The following is a 25,994-nucleotide window of genomic DNA, read 5'->3' on the forward strand; positions in this document are numbered from 1 at the left end:
AGCCGCCCACCGGGCTCCGGACCAGTCCGCCCTGTGGGGTGTTTCCGCAGGTGAGATGCGCTCGGCGGATGTCTATCATCAGGCCACCCACGAGGTCGTACGGATGCCCGAGCCGGACCGGCGGCCGACGCGACACAGAGGAGCCGACCGGTGAGTGCCACCCCTCCGCAAGCAGCCCCCGCCCTGACGGACACCCGGGACGTCGACCGCAGCGACCCCGCCTACCGCGCCTGGCTGCGCGAGGCCGTCCGCAAGGTGCAGGCCGACGCCAACCGCTCCGCCGACACCCATCTGCTGCGCTTCCCGCTGCCGGAGACCTGGGGCATCGACCTCTACCTGAAGGACGAGTCCACCCACCCCACCGGCAGCCTCAAGCACCGCCTGGCCCGCTCGCTCTTCCTCTACGGCCTGTGCAACGGCTGGATCCGCCCCGGCCGGCCGGTCATCGAGGCCTCCAGCGGCTCCACGGCCGTCTCGGAGGCGTACTTCGCGCAGCTGATCGGCGTCCCCTTCATCGCGGTGATGCCCCGCACCACCAGCGCGGAGAAGTGCCGCCTCATCGAATTCCACGGCGCCACCTGCCACTTCGTGGACGATCCCCGCACGATGTACGAGGAGTCGGCGGCGCTCGCGGCCCGGACCGGCGGCCACTACATGGACCAGTTCACCTACGCGGAGCGCGCCACGGACTGGCGCGGCAACAACAACATCGCCGAGTCGATCTACCGTCAGCTGGCGCTGGAGCGCTACCCGCAGCCCGCCTGGATCGTCGCCACGGCCGGCACCGGCGGCACCTCCGCCACCCTGGCCCGCTACGTGCACTACATGCAATACGACACCCGGATCTGCGTCGCCGACCCGGAGAACTCCTGTTTCTTCGACGGCTGGACCAGCGGCGACCCCGACGTGACCTGCGACCGGGGCTCGCGGATCGAGGGCATCGGCCGGCCGCGCATGGAGCCCAGCTTCGTGCCCGGCGCCATCGACCGGATGATGAAGGTGCCGGACGCCGCCAGTGTCGCCGCCGTGCGCGCGCTGGAGCCGGCCATCGGGCGCAAGGCCGGCGGCTCCACCGGCACCGGGCTGTGGAGCGCACTGAAGATCGTCGCGGAGATGGTCGCCGACGGCAGCACCGGCAGCGTCGTCACGCTGCTCTGCGACCCTGGTGACCGCTACCTCGACAAGTACTACGCGGACGGCTGGCTGGCCGGACAGGGCCTGGACATCACCCCGTACTCCGCCGCGATCGAGTCGCTGCTGACCACGGGGGGCTGGCCGGGCGGCACCGGCGGGTGAGGATCCCGAGGCCGGCAGGGGTGGGTGGCGAACTGTGAGCCGCACCGGTGGGCGATGCTCGGGGTCGGCACCGGTGCGTGATGCTCGGGGGCCGGTTGCGGTGGGCGACGCTCGGGGGCCGGTGGCGGTGCGTGAGGGCTGCGGGGCGAGCTCGGGCGGGGGACGGGCCCGGCGACGGTATCCGGCCGTGGGCGCCGAGACGGCGACCGCACGCCCCCTCCGGGGCAGCCCGCCGGCCCGCAGCGCTTCGTCAGCCGCCTGCGGCGGCCTCCGCGGCCTCCGCGGCCTCCGCGCCGCCGCCCTCGCCCGGGGCGGCGGACGCCTGGTCACCGGACCCGGGTGCGCCCGCTCCGGACGTGCCCGCCACCACCAGGCGCCGCAACTGCTCGGAGACCTCCGCACGCGCCTCCTCGGGCAGCCCCGCATCGGTGACCAGGGTGTCCACCTGGGACAGCGCGGCGAACGAACTCAGACCCACGGTGCCCCACTTCGTGTGGTCGGCGACGACCACCACACGGCGGGCGGAGCGCACCAGACGCCTGTTCGTCTCCGCCTCCGCCAGATTGGGCGTCGACAGGCCCGCCTGCACGGATATGCCGTGCACACCGAGGAAGAGCATGTCGAAGTGGAGCTCGCCGATGGCACGGTCGGCGACCGGGCCGACCAGTGAGTCGGACGGGGTGCGCACCCCGCCGGTGAGCACGACCGTCGCCGCGCCCTGGCGCTGGCCCGCGGTCCGCTGCGCCGCGTGGAACACATCGGCCACCCGCACCGAATTGGTCACGACCGTCAGATCGGGCACGTCCAGGAGATGGTGGGCGAGCGCGAAGGTCGTCGTGCCGCCGGACAGGGCGATGGCCGTGCCGGGCTGCACCAGGGCCGCGGCGGCCCGGGCGATGTCCTCCTTGGCCGTCAGCTCCAGACCCGACTTGGCCTCGAAGCCGGGCTCGTGGGTGCTGGCCTCCAGCACGGGGACCGCGCCGCCGTGCACCTTCTCCAGGACCCCCTGGCGGGCCAGCGCGTCCAGGTCACGGCGGACCGTCATGTCGGAGACGCCGAGCTTCCTGGTGAGCTCGTTGACACGGACACCGCCGCGGCGCCGCACCTCGTCCAGGATCAGGGCGCGGCGCTGCTCGGCCAGCAGGTTCTGGTTCTCGCTCACGCCGCCGGGGTCCTCTCGCCGCGCGCTGTGCCGTGGTGCCTTGTGCCGTCTTCGTTCACCTTGCTGCCGTTCGCCGTCGATCCGCCGCAATCCGCCCTTCAGGATCCCTCATCCTCGCATGCGCCACCGACAATCGCGCCGCCCCGGGCACCGGGGCTCCCGCCGAGGCCCCACCCACGGCCGGGGCGCCGAGCGGCCCGCCCGGACGGCGGGATTCGGACCAACACCCGAACCCAGGGGGGAGATTCCGTGACGGAAGGTGTACCTGGCGGCGCCGGACGGGGATCCTGGGAGCGGACATCACCCATACGCGGGACCGGGGGGAAGCAGAACTGTGGCAGCCACGAAGGGCCCCACGGCGGGCAGCCGAGCGTCCGCGGACGGCACCGCCCTGGAACTCCTGGTGCACGGCGTCGGCGGCACCACCCCTGAGGAGATGCTCGGCGACCCGCGCACCGTCCGCGTCACCGGCGACGAGACCGCCGCCGTCTACCGCAGGGCCGACGACGTCGACGCCGAGCAGCACCCCGCGGAGTACCGCGACAAGCCCGTCCCCGAGGCCTATGTGTGGTGCAACCTCACCTCGGGCAACGGCTCCCGCGCGCTGTGGCTGCTCCTGCTGCCGTTCATGGTGGTCAACCTGGCCCACTGGATGCGTCCCAGGACCCGCCGCGGGCGCGGCGGGGCGGTCAGCGCGTATGGCCTGCTGGTGCGGCTCACCGGCCTCACGCTCACCGTGGTGCTCGTCGCCGCCGCCTGCGAGGTCGCCCTGGACCTCGCGGCCTGGCAGTGCGCAGGCACGCGCGCGTGCGCGCAGGACCACGCATGGCTGCGGTTCCTCTCCCCGGAGCTGTTCCACCACGGCTGGTGGACCCAGCCGGGCCGCCGTCTCGCCCTCGCCGCGCTGGTGCCGACGGCCCTCACCGCACTCCTGTGGTACCTCTCCCACCGCACCTGGAGCGCCTACGAGTCCGCGCAGCCGCTGCCCCGCGGGAGCGAGCCCGAGGAGGACGTGCACACCGCCCTCGGCCGGCCGGGCTTCTGGTACGGGCGGCGCCTGGTGGCCCGGCTGCGGGCGGCGCACACCGCCGCCGGCCTGCTGACCGTGGCCGCCGCCGTCGGAACCTCCGCGGCCCGCTTCGACCGGGCCCCGGGCGGCCCGGTGGCGCTGGACGCGCTGGGCCGGGTCCTGGACGGGACGCTGATCGCCGGGGCCTGCGCCGTCGTCTGGGTGGTGGCCCGCAGGGGCCGCAGCGAGATGCGGCTCGACCACGACCTCGACCGGGCCCTGGTGCGGGCGCTGCCGCTGGCCGCGCTGGCCGTGCTGGTGCTCACCCTGGTGTACGCCGGCTGGTCCCGCCCCGCCTGGCAGTCGGCCGGCCGGCTGCCGGGCGACGCCACCTTCGGAGGCATCGCCCTCGTACAGGGCGTGCTGGTGGTCGTGCTCGCCGTGGTCGCCCATGCGCTGCACCGCGGCTCGCCCGACACCCGCACGGTGCTGCGCGGCCTCGGCGGGCCCGCCGTCGCCATGCTCGCCTGTGCGCTGGGCGGCGTGATGACGGGTGGCGTGGCGCAGCGCGTCGCCGACTGGGTGGACGGCTCGGGGAGCCCGGGCGTGGGCGGCACCATCGCGGGCCCGCCGGTGCTGCTGACCTGGCAGGCCTCGGTGATCCCGCCGCTGCTGGTGATCCTGCTGGTGCTCGCCGGCTGGCTCGCCGTCCGCACCTCCGTCCGTACCCGGCGGGGTCTGGCGCGGGTCCGGGCCGACTACCCGGACGAGCCGGAGGACCCGGCGCGCACCCGCCAGATCGCCGCCACCCGGGCCCGCGCCGCCCTCACCGACCGTGCGCCCCTCGCCGTCGGCATCATCTCCACCGTGACCCTGCTGCTGGGCGCGGGCGCGCTGGCCGGCGCGTGGGCCACCGGCGAGGTGCCCAGCCGCGCCGCCCAGGGCGCGGGGGCCGTCGTGGACGGTACGGCGCAGACGGCGCAGGCACTCGGCTCCTGGCTGATCGGGTTCGGGTTCATCCTCTTCGTCACCTGGGGCCGGCGCGCCTACAAGGACGTCTCCGCCCGGCGCACCATAGGGATCCTGTGGGACGTCGGCACCTTCTGGCCGCGCGCCGCACACCCCTTCGCGCCCCCCTGCTACGCCGAGCGCGCGGTACCCGACCTCACATGGCGCATGGCGACCTGGACACGGCTCACGGGCGGCCGCCTCGTGCTGTCCGGGCACTCCCAGGGCAGTGTGCTCGCGGCCGCGGCGGCCTGGCAGCTGAAGCCCGCGATGCGCGGCCGGGTGGCACTGCTCACCTACGGCTCCCCGCTGGAACGCCTCTACGGGCGGTGGTTCCCGGCCCACTTCGGCCCCGAGGCGCTCGAAGGGCTCCACCGAGAGGTGGTCTGCTGGCGCAATCTGCACCGGGCCACCGACCCCATCGGAGGCCCCGTCCGGCTGCCCGGCGAGGGTGGCCCGCGGGTCGACGCACCCGCCTTCAAGGACCCGCTGGCCTACGGGCGCACTCAGCTGCATCCGCTGCCGGCGCCGATCCTCGGGCACGGCGACTACCAGGCCGACCCCGCCTTCGCGAAGGAGCGGGCGTTGCTGTTGGCGCGGCTGCGGCCCGCCGTGCCCGACCAGCGCCCGGGCGCCGAGGAGACAGCCGCGGACATCGGCGGGGTGGCCGTGGTCACCGACGACGACCCCCAGGAGCATCCACAGGCCGGCGAGGGCGATCCGGGCAGGCAGCCACAAGTCCGGTGACGGCGGGGTCGCCGGCCGGGGGCAGGCGACCGCATACGCGGACGTGCGCCCGCGCAGGGGGCGCCCCTCGCGTGGCCCCCTCCATGTGCCTGGTGCCGGCGAGGGGGCGGCGGCCAGGGCGGGCGGCCATCCGGCGAGGTCACCGCTCAAGGCGGGCGACCACAGCTCCCTCTGGGGTACCGCTGTGGGCAGGCGACCTCGGCCCCCCTGTGGGGGCGCCACCCTGGCGGACAGCCGCAAAGCCTTCGTGAGGGTGCCACTCAGGCGGACAGCCACGGTCCGGCCTGAGAGGGCGCCGCTCAGCGCGGACAGCCGCAGGCCCCGGTAGGGGAGGCTCAGGGCAGGCAGCCGCGAGCCTCCTGTTGGGGGCACCACCTTGGCGGACAGCCGCAAAGCCTTCGTGAGGGTGCCACTCAGGCGGACAGCCACGGTCCGGCCTGAGAGGGCGCCGCTCAGCGCGGACAGCCGCAGGCCCCGGTAGGGGAGGCTCAGGGCAGGCAGCCGTAAGGCCCGGTGGGGGAGGCTCAGGGCAGGCAGCCACGAGTTCCGGCGGAGGAGCTCAGGGCAGCTCGGGAAGGTCCTCGGGGTGGAGCAGCGTCAGCTCGTCCGTGCTCGGCTCGGCCAGCTGGGCGACCCGGCCCGCGTGCCGCTCGACCATCGCCTCGAACGTCTGACGTGCCGTGCGGCCGTTGCCGAACCCGGGACCCTTGGGCAGCTCGGTGAAGTACTTCAGCAGGGCCTCGCCGGTGCCCGGGCCGAGCCGGTACTCCTGCTCGTCCGCCTGCTGCTCCACGATCCGCAGCAACTCCGCGGGCGTGTAGTCGCCGAAGGTGATGGTGCGCGAGAAACGGGACGCCACACCGGGGTTGACCGACAGGAACCGCTCCATCTCCGCCGTGTAGCCCGCGACGATCACCACCACGGCGTCGCGGTGGTCCTCCATCAGCTTCACGAGCGTGTCGATGGCCTCCCGGCCGAAGTCCCGCCCCGAGTCCTCCGGCGAGAGCGCATAGGCCTCGTCGATGAAGAGCACCCCGCCGCGGGCCCGCTCGAACGCCTCCTGGGTGCGGATGGCCGTGGAGCCGATGTGCTCGCCGACCAGGTCCACCCGGGACACCTCCACCAGGTGGCCCTTCTCCAGCACGGCGAGCGACGCCAGGATCTCGCCGTACAGCCGGGCCACCGTGGTCTTGCCGGTGCCCGGGGAGCCCGTGAACACCAGGTGGCGGCGGACCGAGGCCGCCTTGAGGCCCGCCTGCTGCCTGCGTCGGCCCACCTCGATCATGTCGGTGAGGGCCCGCACCTCTCGCTTGACGCTCTCCAGGCCCACCAGCGCGTCCAGCTCGCCCAGCACGTCCTTGGGGCTGCGCGCCGGCCACTCGGGGGCCTGCGGCGGCGCCGCGGGCGCGGCGGGGAAGGGCTGCTGCTCCGCGGTGCGCTGGGCGGGAATCTGGCCGAGCAGCCCCGCCGACGCCGTCGGCTGCACCGCGGCCTCGGATATCGCGGTCCGGGGGCCGGCGCTCTCGTCGCTGGTGCAGTCCTCGACGGTGGGGCCGCTGCCGCCGCCCTGGCCGGCCGGCGCGTCCGCGAACTCGTAGCCGCCGCGGGTGCACCGCTCCGTTCGGCACTTGCGGAGCGTGGTGCGGCAGCCGTCGATGACGTGGAAGCCGTACCCGCCGCTGTCGGTGACCCGGCAGTTCAGGAAGCTGCCGCGGCCGCCCGCCGAGACGTAGCAGCCGGCCTCCGCGGGGGAGGTGATGGTGCAGCGCTCGACGGTGGGGTCGGCGCCCTTGGTGACGATCACGCCGGTCTGGGTGCCGTCGACCGTGCACCCGGACAGCGTGCCGCCGCTGCCGTGGTCGCGGAACCAGGCGCCCGTGGCGGCGTCGCGGATGCGGCAGTCGTCGAGCTGCGCGGTGGCGCCGTCGCTCACCGACACCGCGGTGTTGCGCACCTGGGAGAGGTCGCTGTCGACGACGTCGACCCGGGAGCCGCGGTCGAGTACGAACAACGCGTCCGGCACGTCGTGCACCCGGCAGGCCTCCAGCACGGCCGTCGCTCCGTCGCTCACCCACACCGCCGGGTAGTCGCCCGTGCTCTCGTGGATCTCGCACTGGTTGGCGTCGACACGGGTGCCTGGGTCCCACACCGACAGGCCGTTGCGGCCGAAGCGGTGCACCGTGGAGCGGGTCAGCGTGAGGACCGAGCGGGACCTCAGGTCCACCGCGTTCTCCGGGACGTCGTGGATGCGGCAGTCGGCGAGGGTGAGCACCGCGTCGGTGTCCAGGGTGATGCCGTCGGCCGTGGTGCGGTGCACATCGCAGTCGGTGAGGAACGCCCCGGCCCGGCCGGTGACCTGCACACCGCTGCCCTTGACCTCGTACACCTCGCAGCCCACCGCCTCCAGGCCGGTGTGCTCGCCGGTCGCCGACAGGCCCGCGCCCGAGGTGTGGTGCACCCGGCAGCGTTCGAGACGCGGATGCGCGCCGGAGCGTGCCGCCACGCCCGCCTGGCCGGATGCGACGACCTCGCACTCCTCGAAGAGGCCGCCGGCCTCGTCGAGCACGGCGATGCCGATGCCCGCGGGGTTGTCGATCGTGCACCTGCGGACGGTGGGGCGGGCGGTGCCGCCGCGCACCTCGATGCCGGTCGCGGAGCGGGTGACGATCCGCAGCCCGGACAGGTCGGGGGTGCCGTCCTCCACCAGCAGCGCGGGGGCCGCCGCGTCCTGCCCCTCCACCTGGAGGTCCTGGATCACCGCGGAGGCGCGCACGGTGAGAGGCACACCGTCGGCGGGCGCTATGCGCACCGAGCCGGGGGAGCCCTCCGGGCCGCGCAGCGTCACCGCGCGCTGCACCAGCAGGTTCTCGCGGTAGGTGCCGGCGGAGATGGTGAGGACGTCACCGTCCACCGCGGCCTCCAGGGCCGCCGTGAGGGAGGCGTATTCGCCCGCGCGGCGCCGCCACCGCGATGTGCCGGTGTGCGTCACCTGGACCGTGCCCTGTGCCATGCGGTGTTCTGTCCCCCACCTCGTGGTTCGGTCGGCGAAGAGTGCCGGAGGAGTGCCGTGGAGCCGGCCGGCTCCACGGTAGCGTGTGTACGGCGGGGGAGTTGACCCAGTCCGGGGCCCGGTCAGCTTCCGGTGCCGGTCCTGCCCCAGTCGGGACCGGCCTTCTCCCATGCCCGGTCCCAGCGTGCGTACCTGCGGCGGACCATCTGCCAGAGGACCACCCGGCGGCCGGCCTCGACCAGGGCGGCGAAGGCCGCGGCCGCGCCGAAGCCGGCCAGCGCCGCATGGGTGCTCGCGGCGACCGGGTCCAGCGGGCGGGCGACCACGTGGCCGTGCCGGTCGGTCCAGACGGGGAAGTGGTCGCCGGCGCGGGGGCTCTTCAGGTCGGCTATGACGGGGCCGGTGCGCGGGGTGCCGTCCGGCGCCCGCCAGCTGGCGATCACACGGCTGTGCGCGTCCCGCGCGGCCACGGTCTCCGGGTCGGGGTCCACGGGGGGCCGCCGGACCGTGCGCACCACCACGGCCGGCACCGCGTGGCGCTCCAGGTGCTGCTGGTGAACCGATCGCAGCAGGGCCTGCTCGCTCAGCGTCCCCGTCACCACTCCGGCGACCGGGGCGGCGACGGCGATCAGCACCGCGGCCGTCAGCGCCACCCAGGATTCGAGGAGATCGGTCTTCCGGCGCAGCGGATTGTGCCGCCAACGCCAGAGCCCGACGATCGCTCGCACAGCCCTGCACCCCCTTCCGCGTCCGTCTTGGCCTCGAACGGCACGGTCCACACCCATATGACGCGAAGAGAGAGCCAGATCACGCTCGCCCCTCACCGGCATCCTGCCGGTTCCACAGCCGTCCTGTCGGATTCCCGGCCGCGTCCTGTGAACGTCCGTGCCGGCCCGACGGGTTCCCGAGCGGGGCGAGGCTATGCGACGGCTCATGGGGCGCGTTGGGAGTCCGGCGCCTGCGCGGTCACGGTGGCCGGATGTATGGCCGAATCTATGCGAGAACGGTGACCGGGTCGCCCAGCCGCAGGGTGCCGGTGGTCTCCGGTACCAGGTGCCGCCCGAAGACGAGCTTGTCGCCGAACCTGCGGTACGCGGCCAGGGTGTGCAGGGGTTCCCTGCCGCGCCGTGCACTGTCCTGGTCGGTGGTGGACACCACACAGCGCCCACACGGCTCGGCGGCCCGGAAGACGACCTCGCCGACGGCGATGCGCTCCCAGTCGTCCTCCGCCCAGGCGGGCAGGCCCTCGACGACCGCGCTCGGCCGGAACCGGCTCATGGGCAGCGGCCCCTCGGCGGCGTGCGCGCCCTGCGCGACGAGGGTGTTGAGGGCGTCCAGCGAGGACAGGGAGGTGAGCAGCAGGGGGTAGCCGTCGGCGAGCGAGACGGTCTCTCCGGGGCGCCCGTACCGGGGGTCGATGGCGCGGGCCGTCGCGGGCCTGTCCAGGTGCACGAGGCGCACGTCCTCGCCGAGGTGGGCACTGAACCAGGCGTGCGCCGCCAGGTCGGCCGGTACCAGCTCGACCTTGTCCCGGAAGAGCTGCGCGACGACGGTGTCGCCGGAGGCGGGCACCTCGACGGTCAGTGCGTCCCGGCCCGGTCCCGACAACCGTAGCCCCCCGCCGGGCAGCAGCTGCGCGGTGACGAGTGCCAGGCCCGGATGGGAGCGTTGGGTGACGACCCGGCCGGCGTCGTCGACGAGCATCCAGCGCCGGTCACCCGCGAGCCCCCACGGCTCCACGACCGCTTCCCGGGGTGCATGGCCCCGCACGGCCTTGAGCGGATACACGTGCAGCGACGCGAGCGCGGGGTTCGGCATAGCGGCATTCTGCCAGCCGGCGGACGGCCTCCGGGCCGGGCCGCGCTCGCGGCCACTCAGTAACCGCGGTACTGCCTGTCGTACGGATCCTCGTAGCCGGCCGGGGCCGGTGCCTGGCGCGGGGCCGCGGGGCGCGGCGCGGCCGGGCGCACGGGCGCCGCGGGACGCATGGCCTCGTAGCCCGTGCCGGCCGGTGCGGGCCGCTGCGGCTGGGGATAGCCGCCCTGGTAGCCGCGCGGTGGTGCCGGCTGGGCCGGCTGCTGGGGCACGTACGGAGACGGTGCCTGGTGCAGGGGCGCCTGCTGCGGGGCCGGTTGATAGCCGCCGCCGTACTGAGGAGGCACCGCGGCCTGCGAGGAGGGCCCCGCGGGCAGGGCCGGAAGTGCCGACGGGAGCGCGGGCAGATGGCTGCCGGGGGCCTCGTAGGCCGAGGGAACGCGGATCGGGGCGATCTGCGGGGTGCCCCGCTCTGCGACCAGGGAGTCGTAGATCGGAGTGTCCGGGAAGGACGGCGCGGAGTAGTAACCGCCGCCATAAGTGGAGCGGGGGGAGGTCATGCCTCATAAGTTAAGCCCACGATGTGCTGGTTGGGGAGACCGATAAGAGGGTTGTTTTGGGGGTGGGGCACAGCTGTGGATCCCCAATGCGAGCGAACGTGGGGAAAACGGTCGCCGGGCGACGTAGGAATGGCGTAAAGACCAAGCTCCAGAAGGGTTACCCGTCGGTCGGACGACCGTCACAGGACGGTCTCCCGACGCGCCTGTGCGGGCCCGCGGCGCCCCCGAAAAAGCGGAGTCCGCGGGAATGCGAAAGGGTGAACGAATCTCTTCGGCCACGGCGGTGTGCAGTGCGGGCGGACGTGTCAATGAAGGAGAGTTCGAATGCGCCGGTGGGTCACCTGCCGTGCGCGTCGAATTGGGCCGCCGTTCGGGCCGCGAGCCCGGCGGGCGGCGGCCGCACCGTGCCCGCCGCGCGGGGCGCCGTGCCGGCCGTCGGTCCGCCCCCGCCCGGTGCCGGGGCGCCGACGACGAGCGTGCCCCGCCCGGTCCGTGCCTGAGCGGAACGGCCCCGGCTCCCGTCCCGCCGGCCGGCTGCCGTGTCAGTGCTGCCCGGGCGTGGCCTCGGTCGTCGTCCCGGCCCCTGACGCCGCCTCAGGACCGGCGTCGGGACGCGCGTACGTACGGCCCTTCCAGGCCGCCCCCCGGCCCCGGTAGTGCTGCACCGCGGAGTCCACCGTCATCAGCAGGTATAGCAGGGCGGTGAACGGCAGCAGCGGAGCGAGCCACAGGGGCTGGCGGTAGTAGCGCAGCATGGGCAGGTACGTCCCCGCCATCACCAGCCACGCCAGGCCCCCGGCGACCGCGCTGCCCGTACCGCCCGCGACGAGCCCCCCGACCAGCGCCACGGGCGGCACCAGGTACACCAGCGCGAGACCGACGACGGTGCCGGCGAGGACGAGCGGGTTGTGCCGCAACTGCGCATAGGCGCTGCGCGACACCATGCGCCACAGGTCGTGCAGCCGCGGGTACGGCCGCACGCTCTCGACCCCGTCGGCGAGCCCCAGCCAGATGTGGCCACCGGTGCGCTTGACCGCCTTCGCCAGCGAGACGTCGTCGATCACGGCCTGCCGGATGGCGTCCGGCACCCGGGCGCGGTCGGCGGCCTCCGCGCGCAGCAGGACGCAGCCGCCCGCCGCTGCCGCCGTCCGTGACCCGCTCACACCGATCCACCGGAACGGGTAGAGCTGCGCGAAGAAGTACACGAAGGCCGGGACCACCAGCCGCTCCCAGGCGCTCGCCACCCGCAGCCGCGCCATCTGGGACACCAGGTCGAATCCGCCCTTCTCGGCCGCGGCCACCAACTCCCTGAGACTGCTCGGCGCATGGGCGATGTCGGCGTCGGTGAGCAGCAGGTACCGCGGCGCACGCGCACGTGCCAGGCCGATGCCGTGCCGCACCGCCCACAGCTTGCCCGTCCAGCCGGCGGGCGGCTCGCCCGGTGACGAGACGGTGAGCGGCAGCCCGCCGTGCCGCTCGGCCAGCGCCCTGGCCAGGTCGCCGGTGCCGTCCGAACTGCTGTCGTCGACGAGGAACACCTCGGCGGGGCCCGGGTAGTCCTGGGCCAGCAGCGAGGGCAGGCTCCGGGGCAGCACCTCCGCCTCGTCCCTGGCCGGCACCACCACGCACACCTGCGGCCACTCGCGCGGCACCCCCCGCGGCGGCAGGCGCACATCGGTGCGCCAGAAGAACCCCTGGCCCAGCAGCAGCCACAGCCATCCGACCAGTGATACGAGGGCGATTCCCGTCAAGACGCTCACCCGCCGCAGTCTGCCCCACGGTCCGCGGGCCGCCCAGTCCGGCCCGCCGAAGCGCGCCCCACCAACGGGCCCGTGGTCCGGGCACGGCAGGGGCCGGCCCTTCGGGACGGGGGGCGACCTGACGGTGTGGCCGGGGGCGCGACCATGCGGCCGAGCCGCACATCGACACAGCCTCGCGCCCCCTTCGCGGCGGGGGCTGCGCGCCGATGAGGGGCGCGGGGAGCCGGGCGACCAGCCACCCACCGGCTGGTGGTCCGGGCGCACGGCGGGGGCCGCCCTCCGGGACGGCGACGGCTTGCCGGTCCGGCCCGGCGCGGTCGGGGCTCGGCCGGGTCCTGTCAGGACCCATCGTCTAAGGTGGCGGGGTGAAGATCGCGCTCGTGGACTCCGGACTCGGACTGCTTCCCACGGCCGCCGCGGTGCGGCGGCTGCGACCCGACGCCGACCTGGTGCTCTCCTGCGACCCGGACGGCATGCCCTGGGGCCCGCGCGCCCCGCACGACGTCTCGGCGCACGCCGTGGCCGCCGCGGAGGCGGCCGCCGCCCTCGGACCCGACGTGCTGATCGTCGCCTGCAACACGGCCTCCGTACACGCCCTGGACGCGCTGCGCGCCCGCCTGGAGCCGGCGCTGCCCGTGGTGGGCACCGTTCCGGCGATCAAGCCGGCGGCGGCGGGCGGCGGCCCGGTGGCCATCTGGGCCACGCCCGCCACCACGGGCAGCGCCTACCAGCGCCGGCTCATCGCCGACTTCGCCGCCGGCGTCGCGGTCACCGAGGTGGCCTGCCCGGGGCTCGCCGAGGCGGTCCAGTACGCCGACCAGTCCGCCGTCACCGCGGCCGTCGCCGCCGCGGCGGAACGCACACCCGAGGACACCCGCGCCGTCGTGCTCGGATGTACGCACTACGAACTGGTCGCGGAACGCATCCGCGCCGCCGTGCAGCGGGACGGCCTGCCGCCCCTCGTCATGCACGGCTCGGCCGGTGCCGTCGCCGCCCAGGCGCTGCGCAGGATCGGCGTCCAGCCCACCGGACCGGACACCGCGGGGCGCGAGCCGGGCGGTCTGACCGTGCTGTTGAGCGGCCGCGAGGCGGCGCTGCCCGCCGAGGCCCTGGCCTACCCAGAGGGCCGGCAGCTCGCCGCCGTCAGCCCCGTGCGGTGACCCGCGCCGTGGCGTGACCCGAGCGGGATCCGCTGCCGCCGGTGCCGAACCTGGGTACTCTCGTGACATGAGGCACCACCTCCACGGTGCGCGCGGCTCCAGCGAAGCGCTGCCGGCAATCTGGACGGGACGAGCGACCAACCGCGCACAGTGGCTGCTCGCCACCGGCGGTGCCGCCTGTCTCGCACTCGGCGTCGAGCTCGCCGTCGACCCCGGATGGGCCTCCGGACTGCCCGCCCTGATCGTGGCCGTCGTCGGCTGCATCGCCGCCGGTCTGCTGATGCTGTACGGCACGCTCGCCTTCGTGCACGTCGCCGTGAAGGTCGACAAGGACTGCCTCGAGGTGCGCTGCGGGCACATCGGCGTGCCGCGCCGCCGGATCCTGCTCTCCCATGTCGTGGACGCCACCTTCGCACCGCGGGTCACGCCCCGGCAGTGGGGCGGTTGGGGGTACCGGTGGCGGCCCGGCAAGGGCACCGCCGTGGTGGTGCGGCGCGGTGAGGGCATGGTGCTGGTCCTGGGGGACGGCCACCGGTTCACGGTCACCGTGGACAACGCCGAGGCCGCGGTCAGGTTCATCCGGGCCCACCTCGGCCGCACCGCACCGGGCACGCCCGCCTGACGCCCGGCGGACCCCGGCCCGACGGTTCGGCTCCGCACGGGCGTCCGATGCCCGCCTGACGGCCGGCCGAAGCAAGCCCCTCACGGTGTCCATCCGAGTCCGCCGGGCCTGACAGCACCTCGTCCGACCCCTCCAACGACCTCCAACGACCTCCTGCGCCCCGCCGCGCCCGGCGCATGTCCACGACCGCCCGGCGCCCCACGCGACCGCCCCGCGCCGGGGCGGCCCCGTCACGACTGGAACGCGTCGAGCTCGCCCCCCAGCGGCCGAGCCGTCGCGACGCCCGCGAGGAGGCCGGCGCCGGCCGTGACCGAGGTGAAGCTCAGGGCGTTGCCCGCCAGGGCCGGCCCGGCCAGCACCGTCAGGGCGGCGGTCGCCGTGAGGACCACGGGCGCGGGCCGCGGCGAGCGCCACAGCGCGTGCAGCGCCCAGCAGGGAGCCGCGGCCAGCAGGAGCACCCCCACGAAACCCTGCTCGGCCGCCTGCTGCAGCAGTGCCGAATGCGGCCTGCCGTCCGCCGCCGGGGCCGCCGCGGCCTCGGGACCGAGATCGGCGAACCGGCCCGGCCCCGCACCGAGCACCGGATGGTCGAGGGCGAGCCGGGCCGCGTCCCGCCACAGCAGCAGGCGGTGCGCGCCGAGCACGTCCCCCGCGGGCGCCGACAGGCCGGGCGGCAGGGTGCCGGAGGCAAGGCCCCAGGTGGCCGCCGCCGCCAGCGCCGAGACGGCGGTGAGGGCCGCGAGCCCCCACGACCTGCGCACCCGGCCGGCCACCAGTGAGCACACCAGCACCACCAGGGCGCCCACGGCACCCGCGGGCGAGCCCAGCAGTGCCGCCGCCGGCACCAGCGCGGCGGCCGGCAGCCGCAGCAGAACGCGCACTCCGGGCCGCTCGGCGGTGGCGGCCGCACAACACGCCGCACCCGCGCACAGCACCCAGACGGCGGCCGTGCCCGCCGTGTCCCCGAGTGGGAGCGGGCCGTCCGGCGGATGCAGGGCGGGCGACGGATGCGGGGCGCCCGGCGCCGCCGCCATCAGGATGCCCCCGGCCAGCGCCCCGGCCGCGGGCGCCGCCACCGGCAGCACCGTCCCGGCGATCCGTCCGCCCGCGTATCCGGCCGCCACCGCCAGCACGGCCAGCAGCATGCCCTCCGGTCTGCCGCCGGTGGCCGCGGCCGTCACCAGGGACCACGCCGCACAGCCGCCGAGCACCACCATGCCCACGGCATCCGCCCCGCCGCGGCGATCGTCCGCAACCGCGGAAGCGGACACCGCCGTCCGCCCTGCCGCCCCCACCCACCGCCCCGTGAACCCCACCCGTCGCCCCCCGACGTCTGACGGGCCCCGATCGGCGCCACCGGCACGGCTCCCACCGGTACGGCTGCACATCGGGGACTTGCGCACACGGTAGTGGTTGATGCGTCGGTTTGTGGACAAGCAGGGAAGAAACGATGCGGAAATGACGGAGAAGGTGCGTGCGGGGGCCGGTCGGCGACGGTGGGTCCGGAGGCCTTGGCCGGCACGGCGGCGGCCGGCCCGCGGGCGCGGCGGTGACGCGCCGTACACTCCCCGGGTGACCGCCATCGCCACTTCCGTGCGTGACACGGACCCGCCCCCGCAGGCCCCGGTGTCCCCCACGCGGCTCGTACTCCTGGTCAGAGGCCTGGTCCCGGCGGCCGCCGCGGTGCTGGCGGGTGTGCTGCTGTACATCAGCTTCCCGCCGCGCGACCTGTGGTGGCTGGCCCTGCCGGCCTTCGCGGTGTTCGGCTGGTGCCTGCACGGCCGCGGCTGGAAGGCCGGGGCGGGCCTCGGTTACCTCTTCGGGCTCGGGTTCCTGCTGCCGCTGCTGGTGTGGACGGGCGTGGAGGTCGGGCCGGGACCCTGGCTGGCGCTGGTCGCCGCAGAGGCGTGCTTCATCGCACTGGTGGGCGCGTCCGTGGCGGTGGTCTCCCGGCTGCCGGTGTGGCCGGTGTGGGCCGCGGCCCTGTGGATCGCCGGGGAGGCGGCACGCGCACGCGTGCCGTTCGGCGGCTTCCCCTGGGGAAAGATCGCCTTCGGGCAGGCCGACGGGGTGTTCCTGCCGCTTGCCGCGGTCGGCGGCACCCCGGTGCTCGGCTTCGCGGTGGTGCTCTGCGGCTTCGGTCTCCACGAGGTTGTCCGCCAGGTGCTCGGTGCCCGCCGCACCCGGGTGCTGCGCCGTGGTGCCGCGACGGCCGCGCTGCTCACCGTCGCCGTGCCCGTCGCGGCCGGGTTCGCCGCCCTGCCGCTGGTCAGCGACGCCGCCCAGGACGGCGAGGTCACCGTCGCGGTGATCCAGGGCAACGTGCCACGCGCCGGGCTCGCCTTCAACGCCCAGCGGCGCGCCGTCCTCGACTACCACGTACGGGAGACCGAACGCCTCGCGGCGCAGATCAGGGCCGGCAAGGTGGCCCGCCCCGACCTGGTGCTCTGGCCGGAGAACTCCTCGGACATCGACCCGTTCACCAACCCGGACGCCCGCGCCGAGATCGACGCCGCGGTCCGGGACATCGGGGCGCCCGTCTCGGTGGGCAGCGTCGTCCAGAAGAGCGACGGCAGGCTCTTCAACGAGCAGATCCTGTGGGACCCGGCCAAGGGGCCCACGGACACCTACGACAAGCGGCAGATCCAGCCGTTCGGCGAGTACATCCCCCTGCGGTCCCTCGTCAGCGCGTTCAGCAGCGACGTCGGGATGGTGCCGCAGGACTTCAGCCGCGGCACCAAGCCGGGCGTCTTCACCATGGCGGGTGCCAAGGTGGGCCTCGCCACCTGCTACGAGGCGGCCTTCGACTGGGCCGTGCGGGACACCGTGCGCGACGGGGCGCAGATGATCTCCGTACCGAGCAACAACGCGACGTTCGACCGCAGCGAGATGACCTACCAGCAACTCGCCATGAGCCGGATCCGGGCCGTGGAGCACAGCCGTAGCGTCACCGTCCCGGTGACGAGCGGCGTCAGCGCCGTGATCCGGCCGGACGGGCGGATCGTCGCGAGGACGGCGATGTTCACGGCCGACGCCCTGGTCGACAAGGTGCCGCTGCGCTCCTCGCTGACCCCCGCGACCCGCCTCGGCGTGCTCCCCGAGGGCCTGCTCGTGCTGGTGGCGGCGGGCGGCCTCGGCTGGGCGGTGACGGCCTCGGTACGGGCCCGGCGCGCGGTCCCGCGCCCGGCGGGCGGGCCGGCGGCAGACCCCGCCCGGGACCCGGGGCCGCACCCTGGCGACGGCGGCGGGGGCCGTTAGGGTCGGGCCATGGCTACTCCTGACTTCATCCGGACCGTGCGGGCCACCGCCGGCCACCAGCTGCTCTGGCTTCCCGGCGTCACCGCGATCGTCTTCGACGACGACGGCAGAGTCCTCCTCGGGCGACGCAGCGACAACCGGAAGTGGTCGGTGATCGGCGGCATCCCGGACCCGGGGGAGCAGCCCGCGGCGTGTGCGGTGCGCGAGGTGTACGAGGAGACGGCGGTGCACTGCGTCGCCGAGCGCGTCGTCCTGGTGCAGGCACTGGAGCCGGTCACCTATGCGAACGGCGATCAGTGCCAGTTCATGGACATCACCTTCCGCTGCCGGGCCGTGGGCGGGCGGGCGCGGGTCAACGACGACGAGTCGGTGGAAGTGGGCTGGTTCCCGGTGGACGCGCTGCCGGAACTGCACGAGACGGGACTGTTCCGGATCAAGCAGGCCCTGGCCGATGCCCCCACATGGTTCGAGCCCACCGGTGACGTGTGAAGTGCCCACCGGTGACGTGTGAAGTATGGGGGGTGCCCATATGGGTCGTACGAAGGCGACTGTCTAGGGTCGGATCATGACCGCGCCCAGCACACCGAGCTCCTCCGTTCCCTTCGTCACCTCGACGGCCGCGGACTCCCAAGGCGCCGGCCCCGGCCTCGCCGGCCGCACCGCGCTGGTCACCGGGGCTGCCAGCGGCATAGGCCGGTCCTGTGCGCTGCGGCTCGCCGCGGCCGGTGCCGCGGTGCGTGCCGTGGACCGGGACGCGGAGGGCCTCGGCACCCTCGGCGACGAGTCGGCCGGACTGCCCGGCGGCGTCGAGACGCTCACCCTGGACCTCACCGACCTGGACGCCGCCGAGGCCAGCGCCGACGGCACCGACATCCTCGTCAACAACGCGGGGCTCCAGCTCGTGCGGCCGATCGAGGATTTCCCGCCGGATGTGTTCCACACGGTGCTCACCGTGATGCTGGAGGCGCCGTTCCGGCTGATCCGGGGCGCCCTGCCGCACATGTACGGCCAGGGCTGGGGCCGCATCGTCAACATCTCCTCGGTGCACGGGCTGCGCGCCTCGCCGTACAAGGCCGCCTATGTCGCCGCCAAGCACGGTCTGGAGGGCCTGTCGAAGACCGCCGCCCTGGAGGGCGCCGCGCACGGGGTCACCTCCAACTGCGTCAACCCGGGCTATGTCCGGACCCCCCTGGTCGAACGGCAGATCGCGGACCAGGCGAAGGCCCACGGCATCCCCGAGGAGCGGGTCCTCACCGAGGTGCTGCTGCAGGACAGCGCCGTCAAACGCCTGGTGGAGCCCGACGAGGTCGCCGAGGCCGTGGCCTACCTGTGCTCGCCCGCCGCGTCCTTCGTGACCGGCACCTCTCTGGTGCTGGACGGCGGCTGGACGGCGCACTGACTCCTCCGGACGGTACGGCACCGGGAGTTATCCACAGGGGTGGCGGGGTCCGGCGTACGGCAGGTAATCCTGGTGACCATGGAACGCGAGGGCGACAGGCCGGACACCGCCGGGCGGGTTCGGAGCATCGGCACGCAGACACGGCCGGCCCGTGCCGCATATCCGCGTGGGCGCGGAGAGGCCGCAGAGGCCGCAGAGGCCGGAGAGATCGGAGAGATGGGGGAGATCGGCGAGTCGGGAGAGGCGGGGGAGGCCGGCGGGTCCGGTGCGGGTGCGGAGACGGGCGGGCGGGGGCGGGCCGTGGAGGAGGATGGGCCCGGTGCGGCGGGCGGGGCCGCCGAGGGTGGGGAATCCCCGGGTCTCACCGAGCGCTCGCAGTCCCCACAGCCGCCGGAGACCCCGGAGCGGCCGGAGCCTCCGGAGCGGCCGGGGTCCGCGGAGCGGCCGGGGCCCCCGGAGCTGCCCGAGCTCTCGATCCCCCTGGAGTCCCCTGATTTCCTGGAGCTGTTGACGCGGGACGCCCCGGCGGACGCGTACGAGCAGCCGGTGCTGCGGGCCCGTGCCGCCGGGCAGCCCGCCGGCCGGATCGCGGCCCTGGAGCGTGCCAAGATGCTCGCCCTGCGGGTCCGCGCGGAGCTGGAGGGACGCAGGCGCCGCGAGGCCGAGCTGTCCGCGCTCTTCGAGACCGCGCACGACCTGGCGGGCCTCCGCGATCTCGATGTCGTCCTGCAGGCGATCGTGCAGCGCGCCCGCTCCCTGCTCGGCACCGACGTCGCCTACCTCACGCTCAACGACCCGGAGCGGGGCGACACGTACATGCGCGTCACGGAGGGCTCTGTCGCGGCCCGCTTCCAGCAGCTCAGGCTCGGCATGGGGGAGGGCCTCGGCGGCCTGGTCGCCCAGACCGCCCGCCCCTATGTCACCGACGACTACTTCAACGACGCCCGCTTCCAGCACACCCGCACCATCGACACCGGTGTCGCGGAGGAGGGTCTCGTCGCCATCCTCGGGGTGCCGCTGAAGCTCGGCCCCCAGGTGATCGGGGTGCTGTTCGCGGCGGACCGGCGGGCCAGGGTCTTCGAGCGTGAGCAGATCGCACTGCTTGGCTCCTTCGCCGCGCTCGCGGCCGCCGCCATCGACACGGCCCACCTGCTGTCGGAGACCCGCGAGGCGCTGGGCGGCCTGGAGCGGGCCAACGAGATCATCCGGGACCGCAGTGGCGTCATCGAGCGCGCCTCCGACGTCCACGACCGGCTCACCGAGCTGGTGCTGCGCGGCGGCGGTGTGCACGACGTCGCCGCCGCCGTCTCCGAGGTGCTGGACGGCACGGTGGAGTTCACCGACGCCTCCGCCGCGCCCGCGGGGGCGCTCACCGGCTCCGCCCAGGGGGCGCTGACGGCCTCCGCGCAGGACGGGCACGCGGTACGGCACGGGCAGGACTGGATCGCGGCCGTCGCCGCGGGCGGCGAACTGTTCGGCGCGCTGGTCCTGCACGGCCACCCCCGCCTGGACCCGGTCGACCAGCGCACCCTGGAGCGGGCCGCGATGGTCACCTCCCTGCTGCTGCTCGCCCGGCGGTCCGCCTCCGACGCCGAACAGCGCGTCCGCGGGGAGCTCCTGGACGATCTGCTGGACGCCCGCGACCGTGACCCGCGCCTGCTGCGGGAGCGCGCGGCCAGGCTGGGCGCGGACCCGGACGCCACGCACGTGGTGCTCGCCGCCCGGCTGGGCGGCGAGCACGCCGACGCGGAGACCGAGGCCGACGCCCGGCGCCGGCTGTGGTCCGCCGCGTCCCACCTGGCCGCCACCCGGCACGGCCTGGCCTCGGCCCGGGACGGCGGCACCGTGCTGCTGCTCCCGCTCGCCGCCCGCGGCACCGCGGCCGAGCTGGCCCGGGGTGTCGCCCGGCGGCTGGGCACGGCCGTGCACGAGGCGGTCACCGTCGGCGCGTCCGGCCCCGTCGCCGGGCTGGCGGCCGGCACCGACGCGGTGGCCGCCGCGTACGCGGAGAGCCGCCGCTGCCTGGACGCACTGCGGCTGCTGGGCCGCGCGGGTCAGGGCGCGGCCGCCGAGGACTTCGGGTTCCTCGGGCTGCTGCTCGCCGACAGCCGGGACATATCCGGGTTCGTGCGCCGCGGCATCGGCGCCGTCGTCGACTACGACCGGCGGCGCGGCACCGATCTCGTCCGCACCCTGGACGCCTACTTCGCCTGCGGAATGAGCCCGGCCCGCACCAAGGACGAGCTGCATGTGCACGTGAACACGGTGGCGCAGCGTCTTGAGCGGGTGGGGCGCCTGCTCGGCGCCGACTGGCAGAGCCCCGGCCGCGCCCTGGAGATCCAGCTCGCGCTGCGCCTGCACCGGCTGGCGCCGGCGCTCGACGGGGACTGAGCGCGGGGCGCCACCCCGCGGCGGGAGGGCGCCCCGGCCGGGTGGGGCTGCGGTGGAGTGGCGGTGGAATGCCGGTGGAGCGGCGCTCTTCGTCACGCCGAGCGCGTGTGCGCGGAGGCGGTGTCCGCAGCGGTGTCCGCAGCGGTGTCCGCAGCGGTGTCCGCGACGGCGTCGGCACCAGAGGCGGAGTTGCCGGCCTCAGAGCAGCCGCCTGCCTCGGACGTGGAGGTGCCGGCGTCCGAGGGGGGAGCGCCCGTCGGCCCGCGCCCCGAGTCGGCCGTCACGTCCTCCAGATCGCGGTGCCGGGTCTCCTTGGCCACCCCCACCGCGATGAGCGTCACCACGGCCGCCGCGATCACATACAGGGAGACGGGGGTGGAGCTGCCGTAGTCGTCGAGCAGTGCGGTGGCGATCAGCGGTGCCGGCGCGCCGGCCGCGACGGACGCGAACTGCGCGCCCATGGACGCACCCGAGTACCGCATGCGGGTGGCGAACATCTCCGCGAAGAACGCCGCCTGCGGCGCGTACATGGCACCGTGCAGGATCAGGGCGACGGTCACGGCGAGCACCAGGGCGCCGAACGAGCCGGTGTCGGCCAGCGTGAAGAACGGCACGATCCACGCGCCCACCCCCGCCGCGCCGAGCAGGTACACCGGCTTGCGGCCGATCCGGTCCGACAGCGCGCCCCACGCCGGGATCACGGCGAAGTGCACGGCGGAGCCGATCAGCACGGAGTTGAGCGCGGTCTGCTCGGACACCCCGGCCGACGTGGTGGCGTAGACGAGGACGAACGCGGTGATGACGTAATAGCCGATGTTCTCCGCCATCCGGGCGCCCATGGCCACCAGCACGTCGCGCCAGTGCTCGCGCACCACACCGACCAGGGGCAGCCTCTCGGCCGTGGCCGTGGCCATCGCCCTGGTGCCCCCGGCCGCCGCCTGCCGCTCGCTCCCCACGACGGCCGCGGCGGCCTCGGCCGCCCTGCGGGCCTCGGCGCGCGCGAGGGCGGCCTGGAAGACGGGGGACTCATCGACGGAGAGACGAATCCACAGACCGATCACGACCAGCACTCCGGAGAGCAGGAAAGGCACCCGCCAGCCCCAGGACCCGAACGCGGCGTCGGACAGCAGCCAGGTCAGCAGCGACAGCACCCCGGTGGCGAGGAGCTGGCCCGCGGGCGCGCCGGTCTGCGGCCAGGACGCCCAGAACCCACGGCGCCGTGCGTCGCCGTGCTCGGAGACCAGCAGCACGGCACCGCCCCACTCACCGCCGAGCGCGAACCCCTGGACCAGGCGCAGCACCGTGAGCAGCACGGGGGCGGCGCTGCCCACCGTGGCATGGGTGGGCAGCAGCCCGATCGCGAAGGTCGCCGCGCCCATCGTCAGCAGGCTGACGACCAGCAGCCTCTTCCGGCCGAGCCGGTCCCCGTAGTGGCCGAACACCAGGGCGCCGAGCGGCCGGGCGGCGAAGCCGACGGCGTAGGTGAGGAAGGACAGCAGGGTGCCGACGAGCGGGTCCGAGTCGGGGAAGAAGAGCTTGTTGAAGACCAGGGCCGCGGCGGACCCGTAGAGGAAGAAGTCGTACCACTCGACAGTGGTGCCGACGAGGCTCGCGGCGACGATCCGGGGAAGCTTCGCCGGCGTCGGGGGAGCGGCTGCTGCAGAGGCCATGTGCACCACATCCAGGCGTGGGAGAGGAGGACTACGTGTCGGCACAAGGTAGGAACACGCACATCGGGCGCACATATGGCGGGACGCCATAGTTCAGGGGCGGCGTATGCGTGCGGTCTCTATGACCGAAACCGCACTGCGGATGGCGGCGCGTCACCGCCCCGGGAGGACACCGCACGCGATGACATCGCAAACGTAATCAGCGCAACCGACGCAGGCCCCGGGAAGCGGGAGGGGGCCCCGGCTTCCTGATACGTCCGACGGGGCTGGGGGCGCCGCGTGCCCGCCGGGCGGGTACCGCGGCCACATCGGCGGGCGCAGGCCGGGCGTGGGACCGCTCGGCCGGGCGCCCGGACGATTCGCGCTGCTCCGGCGCCGTGCACCGCGCGCGGGGGTAGCGCTCTTCCACATGGCGCAATGGGGGCGCACGCCCGAGCGCATCACGGTCGGGCATGCGTCAATCACCCATATGGAGCAGCGTTTTACTGTGACTTGACCTCCGGTCGTGAGGTAATCTCCAGGCAAAGAGATGTTCGCGGTAGCACCAAGCGACCGTCTTGTCGCGTTGACGCGGTGGCCCATAAGAGGCCTGACCGACGGTCACTACGTATCCGGGGGAGATTGTGCTGATGGAGTGGCGGCGGACGTCAGGCGCTTGCCGGCACCGGTGGGCACGGTCACTCCCGGGCCACAGACGGTGCCGCGCCTGCTGCCGCGCGGTGGTGACGCGCTCCGCGTAGCGGGCGCGGCCACCGAACCACCTCTTCGCGTCGACGATGACGCGAGAACCCGGCTGTCCCGTCCTTCGGGCACGCCGGTCCCCGTCCCTTCCGCTGATGACCTGAACACACCGCGCCCGGACGCAGGTTCGTGGACGCAGGAGAAAGGCCACCATGAAGTCCCTGATTGACAACGCACGATCATTCACGACCCATGTGAGGGAGCGTGCCGAGGAGTTCCGCGCCCTTGAGGCGGGTCAGCGCCCTGATGCGCTGTTCATCACCTGTTCCGACTCGCGTGTGGTGCCCTCGCTGATCACCGGCGCCCGGCCGGGTGAACTGTTCGAACTACGGACGGCGGGCAACATCGTGCCCGCATACCGCAGTGACCACCCCACCGGCGAGACGGCCACCATCGAGTACGCGGTGCGGGTGCTCGGCGTCCGCGATGTGATCGTGTGCGGACACTCCCACTGCGGCGCGGTCAACGCGCTGGTGAGCGAGGACGATCTCTCCGGTATCCCGGCCGTCCAGGGCTGGCTGGAGCACGCGGCATCGCGGCCCGAGACGGCCGCACCCCCTTCCCCCGACCTCGCGGAGGCCGTCCAGCGCCACGCGGTCGCTCAGCTGGAGCGGTTGGGCACCCACCCCTGCGTCGCGGAACGGATCGGAGAGGGGGCCTTGACGACGCACGCCTGGTACTACGAGGTGCACACCGGAGTCGTGAAGGAGTACAGGCCGGGCGACAAGTCCTTCCGGCCGCTGTGACCCGCATCCGCCCGTTTCACGGGCAGCCGAGTACCTCTTCCCTTCCGCCTCCCCTGTGCGAGGAATTCCACTGATGCTCTTCAACCTCAAAAAGCCCGTCCATCTACGGCGTGACGTCCTGGCCTCCCTCGTCGTCTTCCTGGTCGCCCTCCCGTTGTGCGTGGGCGTGGCCGTGGCCTCGGGGGTGCCCGCCGAGCTGGGCCTGATCACCGGCATCGTCGGTGGTCTGGTCGTCGGCTTCCTGCCGGGCAGCAGCCTCCAGGTCAGCGGGCCCGCCGCCGGCCTCACCGTCCTGGTCTTCGAGGCCGTGCACGAATACGGCCTCGGCGCCCTGGGGGCCATCGTCATGGCCGCCGGCGTGATCCAACTCGTGCTGGGAGCCCTGCGCTTCGGCCGCCTCTTCCGTGCGATATCGGTGGCCGTCGTCAATGGCATGCTCGCCGGCATCGGACTCGTTCTCATCTTCGGCCAGCTCTACACCATGGCCGACGTCCGGCAGCCCCGCTCCGGAATCGACAAGATCGCGGGACTGCCCCACCTGGTCACCGAGATCGCCACCTCCGGCGACGCCCTGATCGCGTTCGCCGTGGGGGCGGCCACCATCGCCGTCCTCGTGCTGTGGAAGAGGCTCCCGTCCCGGGCCCAGCTGGTCCCCGCACCGCTTGCCGCGGTCGCCCTGGCCACCGCCGCCACGGCGGCAGCCGGATGGTCGGTGCCCCGCGTCGAGGTGCAAGGGCTGCTGGCCGCCGTCCAGCCGCCCGGCGGAGCCGACTTCACCTCGCTGGGCAGCCTGGCCGCCCTCGGTACGGTGCTCGCCTTCGCGCTCATCGCCTCGGCCGAGAGCCTCTTCAGCGCCGCCGCCGTCGACCGCATGCACGACGGCCCGCGGACCGACTACAACAAGGAGCTGATGGCCCAGGGTGTGGGCAACACCATCTGCGGCGTCCTCGGGGCACTGCCCCTGACCGCCGTCATCGTGCGCAGTTCCGCCAACGTCCAGGCAGGAGCCAGAACCAAGCTCTCCCGCGTCCTGCACGGACTCTGGCTCGTGCTCTTCGCCGCACTCCTCCCGGCCGCGATCGGCATCATCCCGCTGGCCGCACTCGCCGGGGTGCTCATCCACGCCGGCTGCAAACTCATCCCGGTCAGGGAACTCCTGCCCCTGTGGCGTACACACCGCGGCGAAGCCCTCGTCCTCGCCGTCACCGCGATCGGCATCATCACCACCAACATGTTCGAGGGCGTCCTCGTCGGCCTCGTCCTCGCCGTGGTCAAGTCCGCCTGGGAGACCTCCCACATCCACCTCGACGTCCACGAGACGACCGACGGCCGCCTCATCGTCGCCATCACCGGTTCGGCGACCTTCCTCCGCCTGCCCCGCATGCTCGAAACCCTCGAGGGGCTCCCGCACGACCACCCGGTCGAGCTCGACCTGTCGGAGCTGCGCCACCTCGACCACGCCTGCCGTACGACCCTGGAGAACTGGGCACAGCAGCGGGGAACCACGATCGGGACGCTCGCGCAGGCCCGGCCGGCCGTTCATCTCGAACGCGCGACCGCCCCCGACCCGGCCGCACGGCCATAGGGCAGAACCCACTCTCCGCTGCCCCTCGCCCGCACCGGGCGAGGGGCAGCGCACC

General features: G+C 74.3%; 18 protein-coding genes. 10 read left to right on the plus strand and 8 right to left on the minus strand.

The features are described 5' to 3' along the window. Positions 1-150 precede the first annotated feature (150 nt). Positions 151-1,296, plus strand: coding sequence for a PLP-dependent cysteine synthase family protein (locus tag ACSMXW_RS34975; protein ID WP_485802349.1), 1,146 nt, complete (start codon positions 151-153; stop codon positions 1,294-1,296). A 250-nt stretch (positions 1,297-1,546) separates the two neighbouring features. Here the strand turns inward: ACSMXW_RS34975 and ACSMXW_RS34980 are convergent, their stop codons facing one another. Continuing rightward, positions 1,547-2,458, minus strand: coding sequence for a DeoR/GlpR family DNA-binding transcription regulator (locus ACSMXW_RS34980; protein WP_485802351.1), 912 nt, complete (start codon positions 2,456-2,458; stop codon positions 1,547-1,549). A gap of 436 nt (positions 2,459-2,894) precedes the next feature. Here ACSMXW_RS34980 and ACSMXW_RS34985 point away from each other — a divergent pair, with 436 nt between their 5' ends. After that, complete coding sequence (locus ACSMXW_RS34985) at positions 2,895-5,222, plus strand: hypothetical protein (RefSeq protein ID WP_485808498.1); 2,328 nt, start codon at positions 2,895-2,897, stop codon at positions 5,220-5,222. A 559-nt stretch (positions 5,223-5,781) separates the two neighbouring features. On the opposite strand, the gene ACSMXW_RS34990 is transcribed toward ACSMXW_RS34985, so the two are convergent. The 5 genes from ACSMXW_RS34990 to ACSMXW_RS35010 all read right to left on the minus strand — a co-directional run bounded on the left by ACSMXW_RS34990 (position 5,782) and on the right by ACSMXW_RS35010 (position 12,367). After that, on the minus strand, positions 5,782-8,232 hold the full coding sequence (locus tag ACSMXW_RS34990) for a right-handed parallel beta-helix repeat-containing protein (RefSeq protein ID WP_485802352.1): 2,451 nt from the start codon (positions 8,230-8,232) through the stop codon (positions 5,782-5,784). A gap of 122 nt (positions 8,233-8,354) precedes the next feature. Next, a complete protein-coding gene (locus ACSMXW_RS34995; protein ID WP_485802353.1) occupies positions 8,355-8,960 on the minus strand; it encodes an Rv1733c family protein in 606 nt (201 codons plus the stop codon). Between the two features lie 265 nt (positions 8,961-9,225). Continuing rightward, positions 9,226-10,050 carry an MOSC domain-containing protein gene (locus ACSMXW_RS35000; protein ID WP_485802354.1) on the minus strand — a complete coding sequence of 275 codons (825 nt, stop codon included), beginning with the start codon at positions 10,048-10,050 and terminating at the stop codon, positions 9,226-9,228. Between the two features lie 56 nt (positions 10,051-10,106). Next, on the minus strand, positions 10,107-10,607 hold the full coding sequence (locus ACSMXW_RS35005; protein WP_485802356.1) for a DUF6643 family protein: 501 nt from the start codon (positions 10,605-10,607) through the stop codon (positions 10,107-10,109). Positions 10,608-11,149: 542 nt separating this feature from the next. Next, positions 11,150-12,367, minus strand: a complete 1,218-nt coding sequence (locus ACSMXW_RS35010) for a glycosyltransferase (protein ID WP_485802358.1) — start codon at positions 12,365-12,367, stop codon at positions 11,150-11,152. 365 nt (positions 12,368-12,732) lie between these two features. Between ACSMXW_RS35010 and ACSMXW_RS35015 the strand changes: the two genes are divergently transcribed. Continuing rightward, complete coding sequence (locus tag ACSMXW_RS35015; protein ID WP_485802360.1) at positions 12,733-13,527, plus strand: glutamate racemase; 795 nt, start codon at positions 12,733-12,735, stop codon at positions 13,525-13,527. 67 nt (positions 13,528-13,594) lie between these two features. Continuing rightward, positions 13,595-14,149 carry a hypothetical protein gene (locus tag ACSMXW_RS35020; RefSeq protein WP_485802361.1) on the plus strand — a complete coding sequence of 185 codons (555 nt, stop codon included), beginning with the start codon at positions 13,595-13,597 and terminating at the stop codon, positions 14,147-14,149. A gap of 230 nt (positions 14,150-14,379) precedes the next feature. Here ACSMXW_RS35020 and ACSMXW_RS35025 read toward each other — a convergent pair whose 3' ends face one another. Next, a complete protein-coding gene (locus ACSMXW_RS35025; RefSeq protein WP_485802363.1) occupies positions 14,380-15,420 on the minus strand; it encodes an O-antigen ligase family protein in 1,041 nt (346 codons plus the stop codon). Positions 15,421-15,721: 301 nt separating this feature from the next. Here ACSMXW_RS35025 and lnt point away from each other — a divergent pair, with 301 nt between their 5' ends. The 4 genes from lnt (at position 15,722) to ACSMXW_RS35045 (ending at position 21,197) form a co-directional block, all read left to right on the plus strand. Beyond that, positions 15,722-17,407, plus strand: coding sequence for an apolipoprotein N-acyltransferase (gene lnt / locus ACSMXW_RS35030; protein WP_485802365.1), 1,686 nt, complete (start codon positions 15,722-15,724; stop codon positions 17,405-17,407). Between the two features lie 9 nt (positions 17,408-17,416). After that, positions 17,417-17,896, plus strand: coding sequence for an NUDIX hydrolase (locus tag ACSMXW_RS35035; RefSeq protein ID WP_485802367.1), 480 nt, complete (start codon positions 17,417-17,419; stop codon positions 17,894-17,896). Positions 17,897-17,972: 76 nt separating this feature from the next. Then, positions 17,973-18,806, plus strand: a complete 834-nt coding sequence (locus tag ACSMXW_RS35040) for a 3-hydroxybutyrate dehydrogenase (RefSeq protein WP_485802369.1) — start codon at positions 17,973-17,975, stop codon at positions 18,804-18,806. A 216-nt stretch (positions 18,807-19,022) separates the two neighbouring features. Continuing rightward, positions 19,023-21,197, plus strand: a complete 2,175-nt coding sequence (locus tag ACSMXW_RS35045) for a helix-turn-helix domain-containing protein (RefSeq protein ID WP_485802370.1) — start codon at positions 19,023-19,025, stop codon at positions 21,195-21,197. Between the two features lie 92 nt (positions 21,198-21,289). Here the strand turns inward: ACSMXW_RS35045 and ACSMXW_RS35050 are convergent, their stop codons facing one another. Further along, the gene (locus ACSMXW_RS35050) at positions 21,290-22,867 is read right to left on the minus strand and encodes an MFS transporter (RefSeq protein ID WP_485802371.1); all 1,578 of its coding nucleotides are present in this window, start codon (positions 22,865-22,867) and stop codon (positions 21,290-21,292) included. Positions 22,868-23,760: 893 nt separating this feature from the next. Between ACSMXW_RS35050 and ACSMXW_RS35055 the strand changes: the two genes are divergently transcribed. After that, a complete protein-coding gene (locus ACSMXW_RS35055; RefSeq protein WP_485802372.1) occupies positions 23,761-24,354 on the plus strand; it encodes a carbonic anhydrase in 594 nt (197 codons plus the stop codon). Positions 24,355-24,427: 73 nt separating this feature from the next. Next, a complete protein-coding gene (locus tag ACSMXW_RS35060) occupies positions 24,428-25,939 on the plus strand; it encodes a SulP family inorganic anion transporter (RefSeq protein WP_485802374.1) in 1,512 nt (503 codons plus the stop codon). Positions 25,940-25,994 lie beyond the last annotated feature (55 nt).

Source organism: Streptomyces sp. DSM 116793 (assembly GCF_057320905.1).

Coding starts and splice junctions, on each gene's coding strand:
- ACSMXW_RS35040 (WP_485802369.1), top strand. CDS start 17,973: ATGACCGCGCCCAGCACACCGAGCTCCTCCGTTCCCTTCGTCACCTCG.
- ACSMXW_RS35020 (WP_485802361.1), top strand. CDS start 13,595: ATGAGGCACCACCTCCACGGTGCGCGCGGCTCCAGCGAAGCGCTGCCG.
- ACSMXW_RS35035 (WP_485802367.1), top strand. CDS start 17,417: ATGGCTACTCCTGACTTCATCCGGACCGTGCGGGCCACCGCCGGCCAC.
- ACSMXW_RS35060 (WP_485802374.1), top strand. CDS start 24,428: ATGCTCTTCAACCTCAAAAAGCCCGTCCATCTACGGCGTGACGTCCTG.
- ACSMXW_RS35055 (WP_485802372.1), top strand. CDS start 23,761: ATGAAGTCCCTGATTGACAACGCACGATCATTCACGACCCATGTGAGG.
- ACSMXW_RS34985 (WP_485808498.1), top strand. CDS start 2,895: ATGCTCGGCGACCCGCGCACCGTCCGCGTCACCGGCGACGAGACCGCC.
- ACSMXW_RS35050 (WP_485802371.1), bottom strand. CDS start 22,867: ATGGCCTCTGCAGCAGCCGCTCCCCCGACGCCGGCGAAGCTTCCCCGG.
- ACSMXW_RS35045 (WP_485802370.1), top strand. CDS start 19,023: ATGGGGGAGATCGGCGAGTCGGGAGAGGCGGGGGAGGCCGGCGGGTCC.
- ACSMXW_RS35005 (WP_485802356.1), bottom strand. CDS start 10,607: ATGACCTCCCCCCGCTCCACTTATGGCGGCGGTTACTACTCCGCGCCG.
- ACSMXW_RS34990 (WP_485802352.1), bottom strand. CDS start 8,232: ATGGCACAGGGCACGGTCCAGGTGACGCACACCGGCACATCGCGGTGG.
- ACSMXW_RS35000 (WP_485802354.1), bottom strand. CDS start 10,050: ATGCCGAACCCCGCGCTCGCGTCGCTGCACGTGTATCCGCTCAAGGCC.